We start from the raw sequence: 20893 nt of genomic DNA on the forward strand, positions 1-20893 counted from the left end.
CGATGTATCCGTTTTTGTCCAGGCTACAGGCTCGTACGCCCTGCCATCAGGCCCCCAGTTCCGCCGCTTTGATCAGGTCGGCCAGAATGCCTGCCGCCGTCACTTCCGGGCCGGCGCCCGGCCCCTGCACCACAAGCGGATTGTCGAGGTAACGTTCCGTCGTGTACACAACCATGTTATTGCTGCCGTCAAGCCGCGCAAAAGGCGAACCCTGTTCGATACAACGGGTCTGCACGCTCAAGCGCCCCTCCTCCATGCGGCCGATGTACTGCAAACGCTGCCCCGCGCCGGCAGCTTCCCCGATACGTTCCTCCCATTCGGCATCCAGCTCGGTGGTGCGTTCCATGAACTCGGCCAACGGCGCCTCGCGCAAGGGAGGCGGCACCAGCGAATCAACGGCAATATCATCACGTTCGACCTGAAGCCCTGCCTCCCGGGCCAGAATGAGGATCTTGCGCGCCACATCCTCTCCTTGCAGGTCTTCCCTCGGGTCCGGCTCCGTATAGCCCTTCTCGCGGGCGGTGCGAACAGCCTCGGAAAACTTCATCCCCGTCGCCATGCTGTAGAAGATATAGGCCAGCGTCCCGGAAAATACGCCTTCGATCCGTATCACCCGATCGCCGCTTCGAATCAGGTCGCGCAGCGTGGAAATCACCGGCAAGCCCGCACCCACCGTCGTCTCGTAGAGATACGGGACCTGCCGGCGATACGCCGTGCTTAAAAGTTCTTCGTAGAACGACTGGTCCTGCGTATTGGCCCGTTTGTTGGGCGTGATGATCGATATGGAACGCGAAAGCAGTTCGGGATACTGCGAGGCTACCTCCTCGGAAGCCGTAGCGTCTATGACCATCATCCGGTGCAACCGCCCTTCCCGGAGCTGATCCATCACGGCATCGATCCCTCCCTTCGCTCCATTTTTCAATGATTCGAGCGCTTGAGTAAAGGGGATCCCCCCCACATCCCAGGCCATTTTCCTGGTATTGGAAAGGCCCACGAGCTGGATGTTCAGCCTGAGGTCCCGCAAGAGCGTTTCCTGCTGATTTTCCAGCATCTTCAGCAACGCCCGCCCGACTACGCCGGCGCCGATAAGGAAGACATGCACCCTGTGCCGCACCAGCGCGAATTCATCGTGCAGGGCGTGCACGGCGTGCTTCACCTCCGCATCGGATACGACCGCCGAAATGTTCGTTTCCGCCGCCCCCTGCGCAATCGCCAGTACGTTGACCCCGTCCCGTCCCAACGTGGAAAACATGCGGCCAGCCAACCCGGGGCGCTGCCGCATATTGTCGCCCACCACCGATACGATGGCGCATTGCTCCATGGTATATACACGGCCGACATCGCCCCGGACCAGTTCGAGTTCGAACTCTTCCCGGATCAGATTGGCGGAAAGTTCGGCGTTCTCGGCCCGCACTACCGTGCAGAGGCTCTGTTCCGACGAGGCCTGCGCAATCAAAAACACATTGATGCCCCGAGCGGCCAGCGCCGTCAGCGCACGCGCGGAAATGCCCGGTATCCCGACAAACCCTGTCCCCTCCAGCATAACCACCGCCACATCCCGGATTGCGGTAATGGCTTTGACATGCCCCTCCATCGTCGTCGTATCCTTCGAAATAAGGGTACCCGGCGCCGATGGATTCAGCGTATTCCGAATGCAAAGAGGGATATTCCCGGGAAGCAGGGGGCGCATCGTACGGGAATGCAGCACTTCCGCCCCGAAATAGGCGAGTTCCGCCGCTTCCCGGTAACTCAACCTGGGAAGTGCAAAAGCCTCCGGCACCAACCGGGGATCGGCGGACAGCACCCCATCCACATCGGTCCAGATCGTAACGTGCTCCGCCTCGAGAGCAGCCCCGATAATGGCCGCCGTATAATCGCTCCCCGAACGACCCAGTGTGGTCGATACCTTGCGCACCGTGGACGCAATGAAGCCGGTCGCCACCACAATGTCACCCTTTTTGCAGGAAGCGAAACGGGCGCGGACCCGTTCATTCGTCTCGTCGAACAGTACATTCGCTTCCCCGAACGAGGCATCCGTGCAAATGATATTCCTGGTGTCCACGGCCTCTGCATCCTGACCCGCCGCGCGAAAGGCAGCCGCCACCATCGGAGCGGATAACTGCTCTCCCAGGCCGAGTACGGCATCACGAGCCCGGTCCGTACATTCCCGAAGCAGGTACACGCCATCGAGAAGTTCGGTGAGTTCCAGCATTTTGGCCTCGAGCAGCCCCCGAAGAGAAGCTCTCTCGGCATCGCTCGCCAGCGCCTCTGCAACGGCAAGATGCCGCTCCCCGAGTTCGCGAAGTATTTCGCCATGATTGCCGGCGCGCGCAATGGCCAGATCGATCGCTTCGAGAAGCGTGTCCGTCACCCCCCCCAGCGCAGATACCACCACGATGCGCAGGCCGTCGCGGTCCTCGGCCGATACAAGATCGACTGCCCGCCGGATGCGCTCCGCCGTCGCCACGGAGGTGCCGCCAAACTTGTGTACGTAAACGGGGCGTTCAGAGGGCATGGGAGGATACGGAATCAATGCGGGTTGGCTGCACCGGCCGGGCAAACCCGGATATCAAAAACCCGCACGGCGACTATTTGTCCCGGCGCGGATATCCGTTCGCGGAAATGCAGTATATCCCGATAAGATACGCCGGACGGGGAAGAGGCGGGAACGTCAGGGCCTGTTAAAACTATACAGCGGCGCTCTGTTCCGTCCGGTTCGGATCAGTCGACACGATGCGTGATTTCAACCTGATGAGGACCGCGCACGAGATCCGGTTCTTCCAGAGAAACCTCAAGCCGGATCGGACCCGCAGGCAGGGAAATACCTTCATACCGCACGGCGCCTTCCCCTGCCGCGGCGTCTACGGAATACTCCGTATCATCCGCCTGAAGCAGCACGGTCAGCGGTTTGTCGGAGGGATCGAACCGCACCAGCACGTCATAGGTCCCTTCGCCCCTGACGTCCAGTAACCAGAAGCCCTGCGCATTACGGCGCCATCCCCCCTGTATGAAGCGCCAGTCCTGCCGCGTCAAAACCGTCGGGTTTTCGTGCGGCGTACCCACATGAATACGCGGAGGGGCATAGTTATCGGGCCGGGTGCTGCTCACATCGTCGAACCAGGCATTGTAGCGTATCATCAGGTCCCCCACGACGTCAGCACGTTCGGCGGCCAGATCCGTAAGGGCGTACGGATCCTCCAGCATGTCGTACAACTCGAACGCCGGACCCTCTTCCGGAAGCGCCTCCAGCCCGAACCCACTGCCGTTGACCAGTTTCCAGCGCGGCGTGCGCACCGAGACATGATGGTAGCGGTCCGGCACATTGCCGCGGTGCGTTTGCAGCACAAGCATCCGATCGCCCTGATCCACTTCTTCGCCCAGCAACGCCGGCAAGAGGCTCTGTCCGTCGATCGTGCGGTCGTCCGGGAGCGCCACCGCCGCCGCGTCGAGCATGGTGGGCATCAGGTCGATATGCGCCGAAATGTGATCGTCGAGGCGTCCCGGGATAAGCTGCGCGGGCCAGCGCACCAGAAGCGGCGAGCGGATCCCGCCCTCATGCACGCCGGCTTTCATGCCTTGCATACCCGCCACGTAGCGGCGCGTATTCGGACCGTTATCGACAATGAACATGACCAGCGTGTTTTCCGCCAGACCCGACTCGTCGAGCCAGGCCGTGAGCCGCCCCATGTTGTCGTCGATGTTGTCGATCATGGCAAAAATGCGGGCCAGGCGGTCCGGGTCGTTCTCTTCCGGCAGCAGGTGTCCGGCCTCCTGCGGAAATCGCGCGGGGGACAGATCCTGGCCTGCATAGTACGCATACAGGTCCTCCGGCACGTCGTGGTACGGCGAATGGGGGGCGTTCGCGGCGATATAGGCGAAGAACGGGCGTCCCGCCGCATGTTCGGTTTCCATCCACTGGCGCGCCTCGTCGAAATAAATGTCGGTGCAGTACCCGGTCATTTGCTCCAGTTCGCCGTTGCGCAACAGAATCGGATCGGTGTAGGCTCCTTCGCCGCCGGGCGGATCCGACGGCTGGCCGATTCCTCCGCCCCGGTGCACGAGCGCCTCTTCGAACCCCTGGTCCTGCGGGCGCATGGGGTAGTTATCCCCAAGGTGCCACTTCCCGAAGATGCCCGTGGCATAGCCGGCGCCCTGAAGCAATTCGGCCACAGTGATCTCGTCCGGGTCCATCATGGCCCGGCCCACCCAGGTATCGACGACGCGGGTGCGGTAATTGTACCGCCCCGTCATGAGCGATGCGCGCGTGGGAGCGCACACCGGACTGACATAAAACGGGTTGACCTGGATGCTTTCCGTCGCCAGTTGGTCCAGGTGAGGCGTCCGGAGGATCGGGTTGCCCGTGAATCCGAAATCCCCGTAGCCCTGATCATCCGTAATGACGAGGATGATGTTCGGAGGCGTATCGCCGGAAGGAGCGGTGCATCCTGCGAGAAGAAGCAGCGGAACGAGAAACAAGGGGGAAAAGCGCATCATGTGGAAAGTTCGGATAAAGCAGGGAAAGCGGCGAAAAACAGGGAAAATCCTGAAAAGCAGGGAAATAAGAAAAAATCAGGGAAAATGACAATTTCCAGGAAAAGCATCGTCAATGAGTCAACCGCGCCGCAAGAGGCAGCACCGGGTCGTTGATCTCGGTCATGCGCTCCAACAGACGGGCATCGAGGTACTTGATCGCGGCGCGGACTTCCGGCGTGTCTTCCGCAATGAGGTTCACGCTTTCGGCGGGATCGTCCACCAGATTGAACAACTCGTCGCGGCGCGCATCGAGCAGGTCGCGGACCATTTTCCATTCGGGGGTTCGATAGGCACGCATATGGGTCCACGACTGGTGATGCGTAGAATACTCCGCATAAAATTCGGTAGGCCAGTCTTCGGGCGTATCGCCCCGTAAGAGCGGCACGAAACTGCGCCCCCGCAGCAGCAGCCCGGCAGGCACGTCGGCTCCGCCCATCTCGGCAAGCGTGGCGTACCAGTCGAGATTGCTTACGATCGACTCCACGACGGTACCGGGCGCGGTGACCCCCGGCCACCGGACGAGCAGCGGCACCTTCAGCGAATTGTCGTACATGTTCGGACGCTGCCCCTGCGGCACATTGTACGTGCCCGGCGGCGGGTCGGTCAGGATCCAATGCCCGTTCCCCTTGTGCCACATCCCGTTATGGCCCATGTTGTACCCATGATCGGACGTAAAGACGACAATGGTGTCGTCTGTAAGCCCAAGTTCGTCGAGCACATCAAGAATGCGCCCCAGGTTACGATCGATGCTTGCTACTGCCGCAAGATACTCGGGCATATAGCGGTGCAGGCGAGCCGTATCGAGCAGGGGATAATCGGGATTGGGCAGGACGGCGTCGAGTTCCTCATACGGCGCCCAGTCTTCCTCCGGCAAAGGCAGCCAGGCGGCGTGGGGCGCCCGGTAGTGGAGCGACAGCATGAAAGGGCCTTCCCGATGTTCCCGGAGAAACCCGATGGCCTGATCCGTCAGGATGTCCTGGGTGAACCCCTCATGCGTTCCCGTCACGCCGTTTTCTTCGAGGACGGGATCGCGGGGGGTGTTGCCGCCGCTGCGGAATCCGAAGAAATGGTCATACCCCATCGTGGTGGGATGGTACCGATCCTGTGTTCCAAGATGCCACTTGCCGACAAGTCCCGTCTCATAGCCTTCCTGGTTCAGCAAATCGACCCAGGTGAGAAGGCCCGGGTCCAGCCCATGACCGACCTCCCGCTGAGGATTGATCCAGTCCCAAACATTCACTTCCGAGCCGTAGCGGCCTGTCATGAGTTCCGCCCGCGACGGACTGCATACGGGCGTCGCCACAAAGGCATTGCTGAAAAATGCCCCTTCCGCCGCGAGGCGATTCATGTGGGGCGTGCGCAGGTCCGGATGCCCCGCACCGAGCACGGCGAAGTTTTCGGGATCGCTTTCCAGGGCATGTCCCATGGATGCGGCAAGCGTATGGCCTTCCGCGCCCAGCGCCCACGGCGCCTGATCGTCGGTCAGAATGAAGAGGATATTGGGCCTCTCCGGCAGATCGGCGGCGCCTGTGTCCTGGGCGGCGGCCGGAAAGGTCAGAAAAGCGACAAAGAAGATCACCGGCGCCCGCAGGGTGCGGGAAAACAATAATTTCACCATAGGAACCTCTGATTAAATTCGCATGGGCGAGGACCTTGGGACGCGCCTTCTCTAAAGACGGTATGTGTAGTTGAGCTTGAGCGAAGCGCCCCGCGACAACGTGATCATATCGCGGTTTTCAAACAGGTCTTCGCCCATATTCCGCCAGTTGTGCCGGTATACGAGAAAGATATTCGAGCCCGGCTGTACGATCCAGCGCAAACGTGCAAAAAGGCCTACCAGATCGCTGACCTCGTCATACTGGACCTGCAGTTTGGCGGAAACGGACGGCGTCGGGTCCCAGTCGGTTTCGAGCTCATAGACGTTGGCGGTGAAACTGCCCTGGGGCATCGACACATCGTTGTACCCGACGCTGGTCCCGATACTGACGCCGGCATTCGGGCGAAACGTCATACGGAGAAAAACCTCCGTGCTGGAACCGTCCCAGAAATCCCCCCAATCCACACTCCCGAACACGGAAATCTTTCTCCTGCCCGCAGAGAATCCCCCGATAGAATACCGCTGCACCGTGTACCCGCCGGGCAGAATATCTATCCCGTCGCTGACCCCAAAGGTGTGGTAGAGTTCTTCAAAGCGCCGCGTAAAGTCGATGGACACGTTATCGCCGCTCTCAAATTCGATCCCGAGCACTTCCACTTCCCACTCCCGTTCCTCGGGAACGCCCGTATCCATTGCCACCAGATGCCGGTATTGCACGCCAAAGCCAAGCTGCCGTATCTGCTTGATCCTGGCGGGCCTGGGCATCCAGTTTATGCGCGGCTCGACGCGGCGGAAATTGTTGCGTCGCACAAAACCCGCCCGCGGACGGTAATCGGCGCCGAACTCCCGATAGGAAATGTGCCCGGACCAGATATCATTGGGAAAGTTGAAGCGGAGGCCGCGCGCAGTCAGGTCGTTCAACGATTTGGTCGTATTCGGATCAATGTTGGAATTGCCCACGGCAAAGACTTCGAGTTCCGCATTCTTATCCCCGAAAAAGTGCCGGGTGGCGAGTTGCACATCCACACCGAACGTGTGGCCGGTTTCGGGGGCAAAGCCTGTCGCGTCTTCGGAGGTGGCGCGGCGCGTATAGATTGCTCCGACCGTGGACTGTTCGAAAATGGGATGCCGGACACGGGCCACGGTAAACTGCTCGGAAGGAATCGCCACATCTTCCCCGTCTTCATTACGGTACTGATCATCGCCGACGCCTACCTGAAAGAACCCCACATCGGTCCGGCCGACCTGTCCCGTCATGCGGACCCCGTAGTCGATGGGGACAGGACGCCCCCCCACCAGGCCGATGTTACGTGAAAAAAACGGGGTAGGATTGCTTCGGGGAGCGAAGGAAAAAATGCCGGAGCCTTCCAGAAAGAACCCGCGCTGCTCGGGGAAACGAAGCGGAAAGCGGGTCAGGTTCACACGCCGCTGGTCCGCCTCGACCTCGGCAAAATCGGTATTGAACGACAGGGATGCGCGCAGACTTGGCGTGACGCTGTAGTTGATATCCAGGCTGATATCGCCGGGATACGTCGTGGGGTCGGCGTTCTCGGGTACGTTGCGCCAACTCCCGATCACCGAAGGAACCCCTTCGAGCCCGATCCCCTGGGAAATATCCCGGAGGCCGACAAGACGGCCGGCATAGATCGGACGCAGCAGTCCTTCGTTGCGGCGCCACCCCCGCCAGAGCATTTCCTCGTTGGTGCGCCGGATCGTGCGCTGAAAGTTGATCCCCCATTCGTCCGATCCCGGATCGAAGTTCAGCGTCCGAAAGGGTATGCTGACTTCAAGGGACCACCCATCAGGCCGCCGGGCCGTGCGCACATCCCAGATGCCGTTCCATGCGCGGCCGCCGCTTCTGAAGAACGACTCGCTGCCTCCAATAAGGATCGCATCGCCCCGCATGGCGTTGGGATTCGTCTCGAAAAAATACCCGGTGCGCCCATCCTGGAAAGTATCCAGTATCCACATGAACCGGTCGTCGGTGTACAGGAACGCATCGCGCCGCTTCTGATAGGCAATGATGCCTTCGGGATCGTCGTAGAGAATCGCGCCGATGTACAACCGGTCCCGGTCGTACACGATCCGTATTTCCGTGGGGTGCGATGGGCTGCCCCCTTCGACCGGCTCCTGTTGCGTGAAGTCGGTGATCGGAATGGCCTGATTCCAGGCGTCCTCTATGATCCGCCCGTCCAGATCGATGCGGTCGTCATCGGCAAGCCGATGCGCCTGCAGGGCAGGAAGCTCATCCTCCGCGGATTCCTGGGCAACCGCCGGCGACGGCAAGCCTGTGAGCACGCACCCGGCCAGCAGCAAGGCGAAACCGGGAAGGCGCTTCATCGCGGAATACGGGCGGCCAGTCAAAACGGGGGGCTTGGCAAGAATTGGGGCAACCCCTAAATATAGGATACGCTGCTCTAAATCACGATCTCGCTCTTGCACGCCCCGCAGGAGATCCTGATCTGCACCAGAACACCGGAAACCCGGTTTTCCATCCCGCAATGAGGACACGACACCGGGCGCGGCTGCAGGGGCTGTTCCAAAGAACCGCACTGGTGCGCCTGACGGCGCACGCTGCGCCATCTCTATTCCTCTCTCAAGCGCACCGGCACCTCTTCCCTTGCCAATCCATAGGCAACGCCCACGGCCCATGTCTGGAGTTCCTTGTACCGTTTGCGGACCCATGCCTGCAGAACGATATTGAGCGGCCACAGAACCAGACGCACTACAAGAGCAAGCATCGTGGAGACGACCGCGATGCCGAGCCCTACGAGGTCCGAAGCGGCATGCCGGTTGCCGCTCATAAAGAGCACGAAAATACCGAGGAGCGTACCGAGAAGACCCAGACTGAGCGCAATATAGACCGCCGCCGTGATATACCTGTCGACCTCCTTGTAGTTGTCGTGATCGAATCCGATATAACGCAGCGCATAGTCGAGCATGCTTTGCGGCGTGCCGCCGCGGCCTTGCTCCTCGAGCAGCCTCTCGCCTGCAAGTCGATAGGGATTGCCCGGACGCACTGAGAAGAGCGCTGTCCGGAAATCCTGTACCCCGAGATCGGAAGGGTTAATTTTCAATAACTCCTGACTCCCTCGCCACTGACGGAAGTAGCGGACATACGCCGTACAAAGAAAGAAGAGGCCCAGTAAAAAGACGAGGGCGAGCGGAAACTCAAAACCCTGCGCATAGCCGAACAAATCCCAGATCGAGGTAGGAAGGAAGCTTCCTCCTACCTCCTGCGCCGGCAGAGCAAGCGTGGTATCGGCGGCCTGGGGCGAAACGGATTGCATCATTGTGTCGGGGGTAAGGATGGATTTGAAAAAATATTTTGACTGCCGAAAGAGAGCAAGCGATAGAAACTACGTACTGCGGCGTGCATCTCAAAAAGGCCTTACAAGTATGTCCTGCACAGCTTCCTCTTGCACTTCGATATCCCGGGCAAAGGCCCGGAGGTCCTCCTGACCAAGCACGTCCCTGAGTTCAAGGCGATACACGCCTGGCGGCAGAAGGACCGAGAAGGCGCCCTCCTGGGATACTTCGGAGCTAAGAACCTCTTCATTTCCCTGGAAGAAAATGACGCTGGCCTGCGTGGGAGAACTCAGCGGCAAATCCTCGATGACTCCCTGCACGATGGTGTTTCTGTGTACGGGAATATTTACGCGCTTGGTCGATCCGGGGTCTGACATAAAACTGAACGTCGTACCCGTAGGCAGTTGCAGCGCAGGATCGGGAACGGACGCCGGATCGATAACGACCTGATACGCCGTACTGGGCGCCAGAAAATCCGCACGCACGACGCTTGCATCCACTCGCTGGACACGGGCTTTGACAACCTTGATGTCGAGCCCTTCCACCAAAGATTCTTCCGGGTCTCTGCGGCCATCCCGATCCACATCGTAGTACGCTTGCAGGAGGGCGCTGCTGCGCATGTGGGCCTGCCGGCTGAAGCGCATGGGCCGCCCCAATTCCATCGAGCCGTAGAAGCTCTGTCTGTGGTAAGGATTACCCGATTCTATCGACGAATGGTTATTGACGCTTACCCACGGAGCATCCAGACGCAACGTGACGGAGGCTTGCATGTTGTCGTAGGCAAGATCGTAGCCGGCACGCAGACCAAGAGACACCTTTTTGTAGTAGGCGTAGAATGTCGCCCCCGCAAAATCCGCTTGCTCCTGCACTCCTCCGTCAGCCTGCAGGCCGAAGCGTCCGCGCAACCCCTTGAAGGAGGCTGCTCGTGTCAGCGTGGCCTTCCAGTGCATGCGAACAGATTCCGAGGAAAGAGCGCTTTGGCTGCGGTTAAGGCCGACCGTAACGAGCGCGCTCGTCCTGCGCGGCAGGGTCAGCGTCGTCGAACCGCTCACACTCATGTTGTCGCCGCCGCTGAACGTTCTGGCCTGTGCGGCATTGAGAAACAGGCTCATACGCCGAACACCGAAGCTGAGCTGCGTCTGAAGCCGCCTCTTGTAGAAAGAAAGCCGAGACTCTTCGGAAAACTCGGCTTCCGTCTGCACGCGCAACCTGTTGAAGGACATGCGCATAGAGACCCGCGCAGCACTGCCCCCTTCATTAATCGGAAGCGCCAGTTCGGCGCCTGCTGTCAAAAAGCCCCAGAGGTTTTGAGTCAATCCGACGGTACTGGCCATGAGCGAGTCGACACCTATAAAGGTGGCCTTTGCAGAGAGACTCCGGTTGATTCCATAGCGGGCCTGTCCGAATCCAAAAAAGGTGTCGCCGAAACCGTCGCGTCCTATCTGAATGTCGTTGAAGTCGTCAAGTCCTGTTCGGAGGTTTTTAAAGTCGTCAACCCCTGCTCGGATATCGTACCAGAAAGCGCCGGGAGGCAGCAGATCCTCCCCGATGAAGAGGTGGCGCGTTATGGTGGTAGGGGGACCGCCTCCGGGGGGAGCAATCTCGAGCAAAGCCTGCGAGGAGCCGTAATAGGCAGGGATGCGCAGCGTGTAGCGCCCCTGCGCGTCCGCCCGCACACGGTCGGCAAGCACCCCGCCCACCGAGGCAGCAATGATCGCGTCCGGTTCGGCAATGCCTCGTACCACCGCTTCCCGTTGAACGTACCGCGTCGAAAGGGGCATGTTACTCAGGCGAAAGCCGTCGTAGGTCGTACGAACTGGCCACTCGTACATACTCATGCGCCCTATCTCCGCGCGCTTGAGCAAAGGGGAATCCGGAAAATCGAGCAGGTAGTTCAACGAACGAAACCGCGTCGTTGTCTGCCCCTCTACCATCGAAAGAGCGCCTTCGGCGGCAAGGCGCCCGCCCAACGCATTCGAATGGACCTGGAACCCCCCATTGTAACTGGGCGAACCGGCCTGCCGGTCGCTGCGTGTCAGGCGGTAGTTGATATGCGTATTGCCCAGAAATTGGCGGGAACGGCCGTAGAGTAAAGGACCGTGGGCGTGATTGCCGGAAGCGGCCGGCCTGGCGGTGAATGCACTTGCCAGCGGCGCCATCGCCGTGGAAAGCCTGATGTGCAGCGTCGAAGTATCGAACTGCATGGAAGCAGGCGTGAACATCGCCTGCACACCCTCCAACGCAAGATAATAGCGCCCTTCACTTGCAAAAAAGTCTTCGGGGGCAAGCTCCACAGGTTCCGATGTGTCCTGCAATACCCGGCCCGTTGCAAAATCGACCGTAAATATACGCCCCGCATCTCTGGCCTCGATCACCGAATCCCGCGCAGAAACATTGAAACCGAGCCGGTCGAAAAAATCCGCGATATCCAGGTAGTACCTGCCTGCTTCAAAGTCCCACCAGGCCAGGACCGGCATCGAAGAATACAGCGCCCCCGGCGTACTTACCGTCCAGGGCGTCTCCTGTAAAAAACGAAGGGGTCTTTCCGGCTCCTCTGTCTCCTGCGCCCAAACGATGTCGGGTAGACAGCAGACGGCAACAAATATCACCGGAATAAAAGCGCCCAGGCGCCGCCAAATATGTCTTACAGACTGCATCCCAAATACATATCAGTTTTTTACTACTGCCCCGACCTTTCGGCACGCAGCGCCCTGTAACGATCCAGAAGACCCCTTACTTTTTCGGTGTCCCCCGTGCGACGATACAGGTTACCCATGAGGGTAAGGTAGGCAAGTTGATCCTCCCACCGCATCGTGTCGAAGATCTTCTCGATTCGTGGCTCCAGCAACCGGGCCTGTTCCGGATTATAGCGGGCGAGCCGCAACGCTTCGACAAAAGCCCTGCCGGTATACTGGCTCTCCACTTCGGTGACCTGCATCAGATACGTAAACGCCAATGCGGAAGCTCCCTCGCTACGATGTTCCAGAGCGCGTTCGAAGAGCGTTGTGGCATACGTCTGCCGAAGATCGTCCAGGAATTCGGGATAGGGCGTTCGGGAGGTCTCCGTGCTATCCGTGGCCAGGCCCCAAAGCACCTGCAGGGTATCCAGAGCGGCATCCTGGTCGTCGTGTTCCCAAGAGAGTAAGGCATGATTGTAACTCGCCTCGATACGCGCGGAGGTTTGCGTCAGGCGGGGAATAAGCCAGGCCAGCCCCTGTCGCGCCCCGGGAGGATCGGTGGAAAACAGGGTTTGCAAACTGTCATAGAGCAGCCGGTTCTCGAAATTGTGGTGGTCCCACAGGACCCAGTCCATTTCGTTGCGGGCATAGTCTTCCTGCTCGGACGTGGTCGTATACCCCTGTGCCAGGGGCAAGGCATGGCGCACTCCCTCTCCATCCCGGCTTTCAACAAACGCATGATACGAGCGGACATAATAGGTAAAAAGCGTAAGGCTGTCCGGCGGCGGGCGCTCCGTCTCCGGCACAAAAGCGAGGCGGGAATCGTCCAGAACCACTTCCGAGGCTTGCAACCACGTGAGGGCACTGGCAGGAAATTGATTCAGATTCTCCAGCACGACAGCTACCTCCGCCCACAGGGCGTGATCGTCGGCGCGGAGAGCCAGTAATCCCCGCAACAAGGTAAGCACTTCCTCCCACGCCTCGTCTTGTCTCAGCCATTGGGCTCGAACACTGTACACCTGAGCCAACTGGTGGCGGGCATCCTCATGCCGCGGATTCAGCGCCAGTGCGTTTTCAAATAACCTCTGAGATTCCGCAAGAAGCGTCTGAACGCGCAGGCTGTCCTGTTGCGCCTGGGCCTGAGCCGCTTGAATGAGTGTTTGTTGAGCCTGCGTATGGGCTTCCGTAAACGCCAACGTGTCCACCGGGGCAACGTCCGCAGAGTCTCCCGATACATCCAGCGACTGCAGAGGCGGCTCCCCGTTCATGCGGCGCAGCGTGCTGTCTATGCGCTCGAACAAGGCGCGTCCTTCCAGAAAATTTTCTTCCGCTCGGGTTTCCGCCAGCACGTGCACAAAGGCGCCGTGGAAAGAATTCAGCACATCCGCAATAACCAGGCTATCCACGCCGGGAAGCGGCGGCGAAACCGGATCCATGGAAACAGGCTCACTCTCGGTAACAACCTCTTTCGAGGAGCCGCATCCCCATAAAAACGCGAGACACAGCGCGCCCGCCACCGTAAGTATTGCGAATCGATGCATAACGAAACTGCTTAGGGGGATGTACCAGGTGCGACCTGAACAAGAAAAACGGCTTGTCTTCCGGCTCTTTGCACAAGGGTGTTCGCATTGAGCATCAGGTATGCGGGAGCATTCCTGTCGGCCGTGAATTCGACCACGCGATCCGGATGACTCGCCATCAGCAAGGCATAGAAATCGGCCGGGTTAAGTACTGCAGGAGGCCCTTCGCTCACAGGAGTGAGAAACGTTCCGTTATCCGATATGGCCACCTGAAGAGGCTGGAGCTGGGGCATCCCGGTTTCCGCCTCCTGACTCATGGGCGGTTCTATCTCGAACGTGGGCACCGTGCTGATCGCCACAAGTGTGGCCAGCAGAATGAGTACGATGTCTACCAGGGATTCATCCATCTTTTTTCAACTACATGTTTTGGCGTTCCTGCAGCCACCAGGTAACGAAAAACCTGAAAAAGTCCCTTGCCTCGGGGCTTGTGGGAGAAAAATCTTCGCTCTCGACAAAGTCGACGCGCTGCATATCATCCCGGTCCACGTTTCCCTTCTGGAAATACTGAGCGCGCTGCTGAAATCCGGGGTCGACGAAATAGTAAATATCGCTTTCCCTGATCAGAGCGATCCGAATTTCCCTGTTGGAGGGGGTGTACATCATCTGGATTTCGGAGGGCTCGGCATTGATCGTGGTTTGCGCTCTGGCGCTGATCGCGGGAGGAGCAAAGTAAAAGAGTGACCTGATCCCGGGATCCAGTTCGGCCTGATTAGCCATGATCCATTGCAAAAGGGAGTCCGACGGAACGGAAATATCTCCCTCGCCAAGCATCAGGTTATCCATACGGGCTCCCGATCCGGACGAGGACTCGAGCGACGGCGCTCCCGCTCCCCCGGTGGCCCGAATGGTTTGCCGGCCAGGCCGATCGGTGAAAGAAAGATCCTCCAGGTTGCCCGTGTAACTGCGGGAGCCGCCTGATTCGCCGCGCAAGGACGCAAAAGACTCCCCGATAAGGTTCGATGAAAGGGACCGCGACGAACGGGAAGCGTTGTTGGCGGCGTCCAGAAAGTCCTGCGCCAGATCCAATCCCGGGTCAAAGGCGGATTGCGCGTCGGCAAAAGGCGTCAGATCCTGCTCCGTCAGCGAGACAACCTCCCGGTTGTTCTCTTGGGCCTGCGGGTCTTCAAGAGATACATCGGAAAAGGAAAAGGCCTCGAACGCCTCGGCCATCAGCGCCTCAACGTCTTCCGCCAGCAGTTCGTCGGGCGGCATTTCGGGGTCAAGGGGTATTTCATCCGCATCTTCTCCCGGCTCCTCGGGAACCACTTCGTCCGCAGCGTCCGCCAGGTCTACTTCTTCAAAGAAAGACGACAAATCCAGGGTTTCCAGCATGAGCGCCTCCAGCGTGGTCTCGGCAAAACTCCGGTCAGGCAGCGGTACAATGCCGCATACCAGCGCAAAGAGCGCAGAAATGCCGACAAACACAAACCACGAAATGCGGCGCGTTTTTCTTTCCTCCTTTTCAGCCCAGGACAATGCCATGGAACCACAGAAAACTAATTGTTGACGGTGCATTGCCAGCCACGCCGGGTACACAGGTCGAGCATGGACACCAACTGCTGGACGGTAGCTTCGCCTTGCGGGGAAAGTACAAAAATCGTTCTCGCGTTCTGCCTGTACGCCTGCTCCAGACATCCCGCCAGTGTGGCGAGGCTTGTGGGAATGCAGGCCGCCTCACTCTGGGGTAACCGCAGGACCAGGAATTGCATACGGTCGTCAAACTGAACCTCATACAAAGGCACAGGGTCGCTTTCCTCCTGCTGCCCGTCGGGAAGCGGCACATCCACTTCAGGAATCGTCTCGGTCAGCATCAGGAAACCCACGAGAAGAATAAACCCCAGGTCGATAAAAAGAAGGAGATCGGAACGGTCTTTTTCCATACCGAAAATGTTATTGACAGGAACGGGAGGCGATGCTTCCACCTCTTGTCATACTCTCGACGACAACACATCCCTCGCTGTCGATGTACGAAAAAACCTCCGGTTGCTTGTGCACCATGATCACCAGCGGATCCGATTCCTGTATGTCCGGCTGGATGCATTGCGTGGCCTGCGGGACAAAGGTCCAAAGGTCCTCTTCGTAGTTCCAGAAGGTAATATGGACGTCTTCCCCCCGCTGAAGAAGATGAATTTCCATAGGTCCTTCAGGGTAGTAGTGCAGGAGAGACCCTAATATGGCCCCGGCAAGCGCCTTCTTCGCGTCCTCCTCCACTTCGCCTTCGTCAGCCAGCAGGGGGCTTCTGTCGCGCACGGTGTTGATTCGATAGTCCGTTTCCAGATTCAAAGAAACCAGCGTATTGAGCATGGCCTCCGGAAAGTACTGGCTCAGCGAAAAATGCTCTTCGCTTGGATAGAGGATAAGGATGTCGTTCGAACCGAATCCGTCTTCCGTGACATCCAGAAAGGCCGCATGCGTATAATCGGGATCGTTGGGGAAAATAATCTGGTCTTCCAGAAAGCGGCTTATGAACTCCAGGTCATATACCTCGGCGGCAGGAAGCACGCGCTGGTTCACCCTTGCGTCCTGTCCAAGAGCGTCCCCAAAAGGCAAAAGCAACAGGCCCGAAAGGATAAAAATTCGTCTCATGGCTCGGGAAGAAATCACAAAAGATGTTTTGAATAAATCGGGCATGTTCTCAGGTGCATTGTGATGACAAAAACATGTCGTTGCCGGATAGCGATTTGCCTTCAGCAAAGTACGTTATGGGCGGCATGATTGTCAATCGACCGGCAAACGTGCAGCGCCCTCGCGCGCGTCTAATGTACGCCCCGGCGAAAGCCGTGTCGAGAGACAGGGCGTCCGGCGTTACGGCAAGTGTTTGAAACAAATTATCAATATGTAAAATGATTTTCACGGCATTTATGTGTCTTAGCTGTGACATTATGGGGTTCATCTATAATTATATTGTAACTTCATGGATGAACGGGGCATTCGATACCCTTCTATGAGCGGCACATCAGGGTTTCCGGACAAGCGTTGCGGGAGTCCTTGTACGGCCCTTGTCCCCGGCAGCGCCTATATCCCTGTGCGGCGCATTCCACTCAATGAACACCGGCTCCGGCACACGGTCCGATCCCCGAGGAGCAAAACGTAAAAACACAGCCCCTTCCTCAGGTATACGATCCAGAGGCACGCGTACCCGGCTACGCGTGTACACCAGTGTCTCGCGGCGGCCCAGCTCGCGACCGTCCCCGTCGTACGCCACTACCTCACCCACAAACGGATGATCCGGCGTCTCTACCAAAAACGTTGCGGACACCGGGCCCGCAAACGAAAGCGACAACAGCGTTGCGCGTAGTTGCGACGCCCCTTCCCCAGGTACGTACACTCCCGGTACACGCATCGTCACACGAGCCGTGCGGTCCCCTGCAACCTCCTCTGGCATTTGATCCGTACGAGCATAGCGACGAGGCTCGGACACTACGTCGAAGAACGCAGCATAGCCTTTCCCCGCCATCGCTGCATGCGCTTCCTCTTTCACCCCGTAACGGACAAGACCCTTCTCGCCCGGCATCAGAACCAGCACCCCCGGATGAATGTCCACCACCCCGGACAAATCGCTCAAACGTGAGGCTGATGCATCCTCTATCACCACCTCCCGGCCATTCTCCGTCGCCTCCGTGTACCCGAAACGGGCCGACACCGATACCTCCAGTGGAACAAGCGACGGATTCGACAGCTCGAACACCCCGTCGGGCTTCTCCCCGGTCAAAAACGCCACGTCGGGGTAGATGCTCAGGTTCTGCTCCTCGGTCAATGCAACAGGAAGCTCACGCGATGTGCTGAAGCGCACCCCGCCCGGACCTATGGTAATCACCCGCTGTGCGGGAACGACCGTCACCGACACTTCCACAGTGTGTGTTTCCTCGCGCTCGCCCGAACGCAGAATGAGGTCCATATTCCCCGCATACCGCCCCGAAGGCGCACCCGTAAGGTCCAACTCCCCTCCGAAGCGAAGCAGCCGGCAGGCGTCCTCCGATAGCGTCACCTCCGTATACAGACCTCCTACTGTCTGAGACGAAAGCTGCTCGCACGAGGCTGCATACGACCAGTTGGGTGCAAGAACAAGCGAAGCGGCCTCGATAGCATCCGCACGTTTGAGCACCACCGGCGAGACCAGCTCGATAGAGAGGTCCATCTCCCCATTCTCATCAAACACTTCGCCGCCGCCCGGCGCAAGCGTCATGCGGCCCCCATGGTACGGTCCCGATACATAGGTTGATATGCCATCGGTCATCGGATCGAGCGACACCTCTGTATCAGAGGACTGTACCCCGAAACGAAGAGCCGATACGCTTATCGTTACGCCAAGAGCCGTCGGATCGGAAGGCGCCCCGGCCGAGGAAGAAGACACCAGAGAAGGCTCTTCCATTGGAGGCGAAACAGGTTCGGGAGGGGAAACAGGCTCAGGTTCGGGCGTCTGTATGCGGTTGAGCACCGTCACGGCCACCTCTGCCGAACCGTCTTCCGCATTCTCCGCGCTGACCGTAAGCAGGTATTCGTACGTCGTCGTAACATCTATAGCATCCGGCACGTAAAAAATGGGGGACTCTATGTCCGTTGCGCTAAGTAGCGCCGTATCCGGCGTGTCCCCGCGGGCCGTCCATGCATATTCGTGGTCAGAACCGGTAGGCGCCCCCGAGGCCTCGCAGTCGAACGCGACGTCATCCGATCCTTCGTACACCGAACCGGGATCCGCGCATGTCACCGCAAGCGCAGGCTTGTCGAGCACTGTCACGGTCAACTCACCAGTGGCAACCATACTGCCCGCCGTAACCGTTGCCGTGTACGTGAAAGACACATCCTGCTCCACATCGGCCGGCACAGTAAAGACGGGGGTGCGGATACGGGGACCCGTCAGATGGGTGTCCGGAGACCAGTCCCACTCCCGAAGCACGCCGGGCGGTCCACCTGATGCGGTGCACTCGAGCCCGAAGGACGCCGATCCCTCATAGACCGTGCGGTCGGTGCAGACGACGGCAAGATCATCACTATCGTACACATTCACGGTAAGGTCGAATACACCGGGGTCTATATTCTCTGCGGATGTCGATACCGTAAGTCTGTACGTGTACGCCTCGTCGCCATCCACCTCATCCGGTACATAGAACGTCGGTGAGGCCACGTCTGTAGCACTCAAAAGCGATGTGTCCGATGTATTCCCCCGAGCTGTCCATGCGTAGGCGTAATGGCCCGCCGCCGGCGCCCCCGAAGCCGTACAATCGAATGCAATGTCCGGCGCACCTTCGTACGCCGAAACAGGATCGATGCACGCCACACTCAAAGCGCCACGGTTCAACACCGTCACCGAAACCTCAGCCGTAGCGGATTCCGCATTGTCCGCCGAGACGGTCAGCAGGTACTCGTACGTAGTGGTCTCGGGCACATCATCCGGTACAAGAAACGTCGGGGTAAGATGGGTCATATCCGAGAGAAGCGCCGTGTCCAATGTACTCCCCCGGGCCGTCCATGTGTAGTTGTAATGGGAACCCACAGGCGCCCCCGAAACCGAGCAATCCAGAGCGAAGTCCGCCGAGCCTTCGTAAACCGAAGGCGGATCCACGCATACCGCATGCAAGGCGCCCTGATTAAGCACCGTCACCGTCACCCTCGCCGCACCGGACTCCGCATTCTCCGCACTGACCGTCAACAGGTACTCGTACCTCGTCGTCGCATCCAGCGCATCCGGCACGGCAAACGTCGGGGTCGGGCTGTCTGTGCCGGCTATCAGCCGATCCGTGTTCCCCGTCGAGCCCCGCGCCATCCAGGCATACGTGTACTCGGAACCCGCAGGCGCCCCCGAAGCCGTGCAGTCCAAATCGAAGTCCTCCGAACCTTCGTACACCAAAGGAGGAGGCGCACAAGCAACGGCCAGCGTGCCGCGGTTAAGCACCGTCACCACAACTTGCACCGAAACAGAGTCCGCATTGGCGGCCGATCCCGTCAGTGTGTATTCGTAGGTCTCGTTACTCTCCACTTCATCCGGTACGTAGAAGGTGGGATCGAGCAGTCTCGAATCGTTCAGAAGGTCAATCCTGCTACCACTCCACGCAAATGAAGGCGTAATCGGGTTGACTCCTCCGTACGATGCCGTGCAGTCAAACTGAATGTCCTCTCCGCCCTCGTACACCAGGGGAGGCGATTCGCAACTGAGTACAATCGATCCGATTTTAAGCACCCTGACCGTCACTTCTGCCGTGGCGTCTATCGCATTCTCTGCCGAGACCGTCAGCAGGTACTCGTACGTTTCGTCAGCGTCCACTGTCTCCGGTACGTCGAAGGTAGGAGCAGGACCATCCGTATCGCCTATAAGAAGGTCTGTGTTCGTCGTGCCGCCGCGCGGCGTCCAGGCATATTGGATTGTGGAACCTGCGGGAGCCCCCGTAGCCACGCAGTCCAGGTCCAAGTCCGCCGCACCCTCATACACCGGAGAAGGCGTGGCGCACACCACTTCCAGCGCCTTCTTGTCGAGCACCGTTACCGTAACGTCGGATGCCGCATCTTCCGCATTCTGAGCAGAAGCGGTCAGCGTGTACTCGTAGATTCCGTCGTTGTCCACCTCATCCGGTACATAGAACGTCGGCTTCGCAATCGCCGGATCGCTTAACTCGTCCGTGTTCGCCGTATCGCCGCGCGGCGCCCAGGCATATTTGATTGTGGAACCCGTTGGAGCACCCGATGCCTCGCACTCCAGATCGAAGTCCTCCGCGCCCTCGTACACCGGAGCAGGAGGCGTACATACCAGCGCGAGCGGCAGCTTGTTCAGCACGGTGATCGTATAGGGCATTGAAAAGGGATCGGCATTGTCCGCCGACACGGTGAGCGTATACCTGTACGTTTCATCTTGCGAGACTTCATCGGGAACCAGAAACCAGGGTCGGTACGTGTCCGGATTGCTCAGAAGAGATAGTGCGGCGCTCCGTGTACTCCCTCTGGTTGTCCATCCGAACCTGTAGACGGCATTGGGACCCGGTGCACCTGTCCAATTACAGAACGGAAACTGAAAGTCCACGTCCCCCTCATAAACTATCTCCGTCACATGCCTGCCATCGATAAAATCCGAGCACGGAACGATATCCGGCTTCTCCAGAACCGTCACGGTAATGTCGGCGCTGGCGACATCGGCGCCTCCGGCAGACAGCGTCACCGTGTATTCGTAGGCCTTATCCGATCCGCCCGGTTCATCAATATCGCCT

The 20893-nt window shown here is 59.0% G+C and carries 11 protein-coding genes; all 11 read right to left on the bottom strand.

Annotated elements, in window-relative coordinates:
- Nucleotides 1–46: 46 nt before the first annotated feature.
- The gene (thrA, locus tag F4Y00_07340; protein MYE04766.1) at nt 47–2515 is read right to left on the bottom strand and encodes a bifunctional aspartate kinase/homoserine dehydrogenase I; all 2469 of its coding nucleotides are present in this window, start codon (nt 2513–2515) and stop codon (nt 47–49) included.
- A 206-nt stretch (nt 2516–2721) separates the two neighbouring features.
- Nucleotides 2722–4494, bottom strand: a complete 1773-nt coding sequence (locus F4Y00_07345; GenBank protein MYE04767.1) for an arylsulfatase — start codon at nt 4492–4494, stop codon at nt 2722–2724.
- A 109-nt stretch (nt 4495–4603) separates the two neighbouring features.
- Complete coding sequence (locus tag F4Y00_07350; GenBank protein ID MYE04768.1) at nt 4604–6151, bottom strand: sulfatase-like hydrolase/transferase; 1548 nt, start codon at nt 6149–6151, stop codon at nt 4604–4606.
- Nucleotides 6152–6202: 51 nt separating this feature from the next.
- On the bottom strand, nt 6203–8815 hold the full coding sequence (locus F4Y00_07355; GenBank protein ID MYE04769.1) for a carbohydrate binding family 9 domain-containing protein: 2613 nt from the start codon (nt 8813–8815) through the stop codon (nt 6203–6205).
- Nucleotides 8716–9423 (bottom strand): hypothetical protein, encoded by a 708-nt coding sequence (locus F4Y00_07360; protein MYE04770.1) that lies wholly within the window; start codon nt 9421–9423, stop codon nt 8716–8718. The genes F4Y00_07355 and F4Y00_07360 overlap by 100 nt, the downstream gene beginning before the upstream one ends.
- Nucleotides 9424–9510: 87 nt before the next feature.
- Entirely contained in the window at nt 9511–12096 is a 2586-nt protein-coding gene (locus tag F4Y00_07365) for a hypothetical protein (GenBank protein ID MYE04771.1), read from the bottom strand.
- Between the two features lie 23 nt (nt 12097–12119).
- The gene (locus tag F4Y00_07370; GenBank protein MYE04772.1) at nt 12120–13658 is read right to left on the bottom strand and encodes a hypothetical protein; all 1539 of its coding nucleotides are present in this window, start codon (nt 13656–13658) and stop codon (nt 12120–12122) included.
- A gap of 11 nt (nt 13659–13669) precedes the next feature.
- Nucleotides 13670–14044, bottom strand: a complete 375-nt coding sequence (locus tag F4Y00_07375; GenBank protein MYE04773.1) for a hypothetical protein — start codon at nt 14042–14044, stop codon at nt 13670–13672.
- Between the two features lie 10 nt (nt 14045–14054).
- Nucleotides 14055–15179 carry a hypothetical protein gene (locus F4Y00_07380; protein ID MYE04774.1) on the bottom strand — a complete coding sequence of 375 codons (1125 nt, stop codon included), beginning with the start codon at nt 15177–15179 and terminating at the stop codon, nt 14055–14057.
- A 14-nt stretch (nt 15180–15193) separates the two neighbouring features.
- A complete protein-coding gene (locus tag F4Y00_07385; GenBank protein ID MYE04775.1) occupies nt 15194–15577 on the bottom strand; it encodes a hypothetical protein in 384 nt (127 codons plus the stop codon).
- 10 nt (nt 15578–15587) lie between these two features.
- Complete coding sequence (locus tag F4Y00_07390; GenBank protein ID MYE04776.1) at nt 15588–16283, bottom strand: hypothetical protein; 696 nt, start codon at nt 16281–16283, stop codon at nt 15588–15590.
- Between the last annotated feature and the right edge of the window lie 4610 nt (nt 16284–20893).

It is taken from the genome of Bacteroidetes bacterium SB0662_bin_6 (assembly GCA_009839485.1).
In the GTDB taxonomy this organism is placed as follows: domain Bacteria; phylum Bacteroidota; class Rhodothermia; order Rhodothermales; family VXPQ01; genus VXPQ01.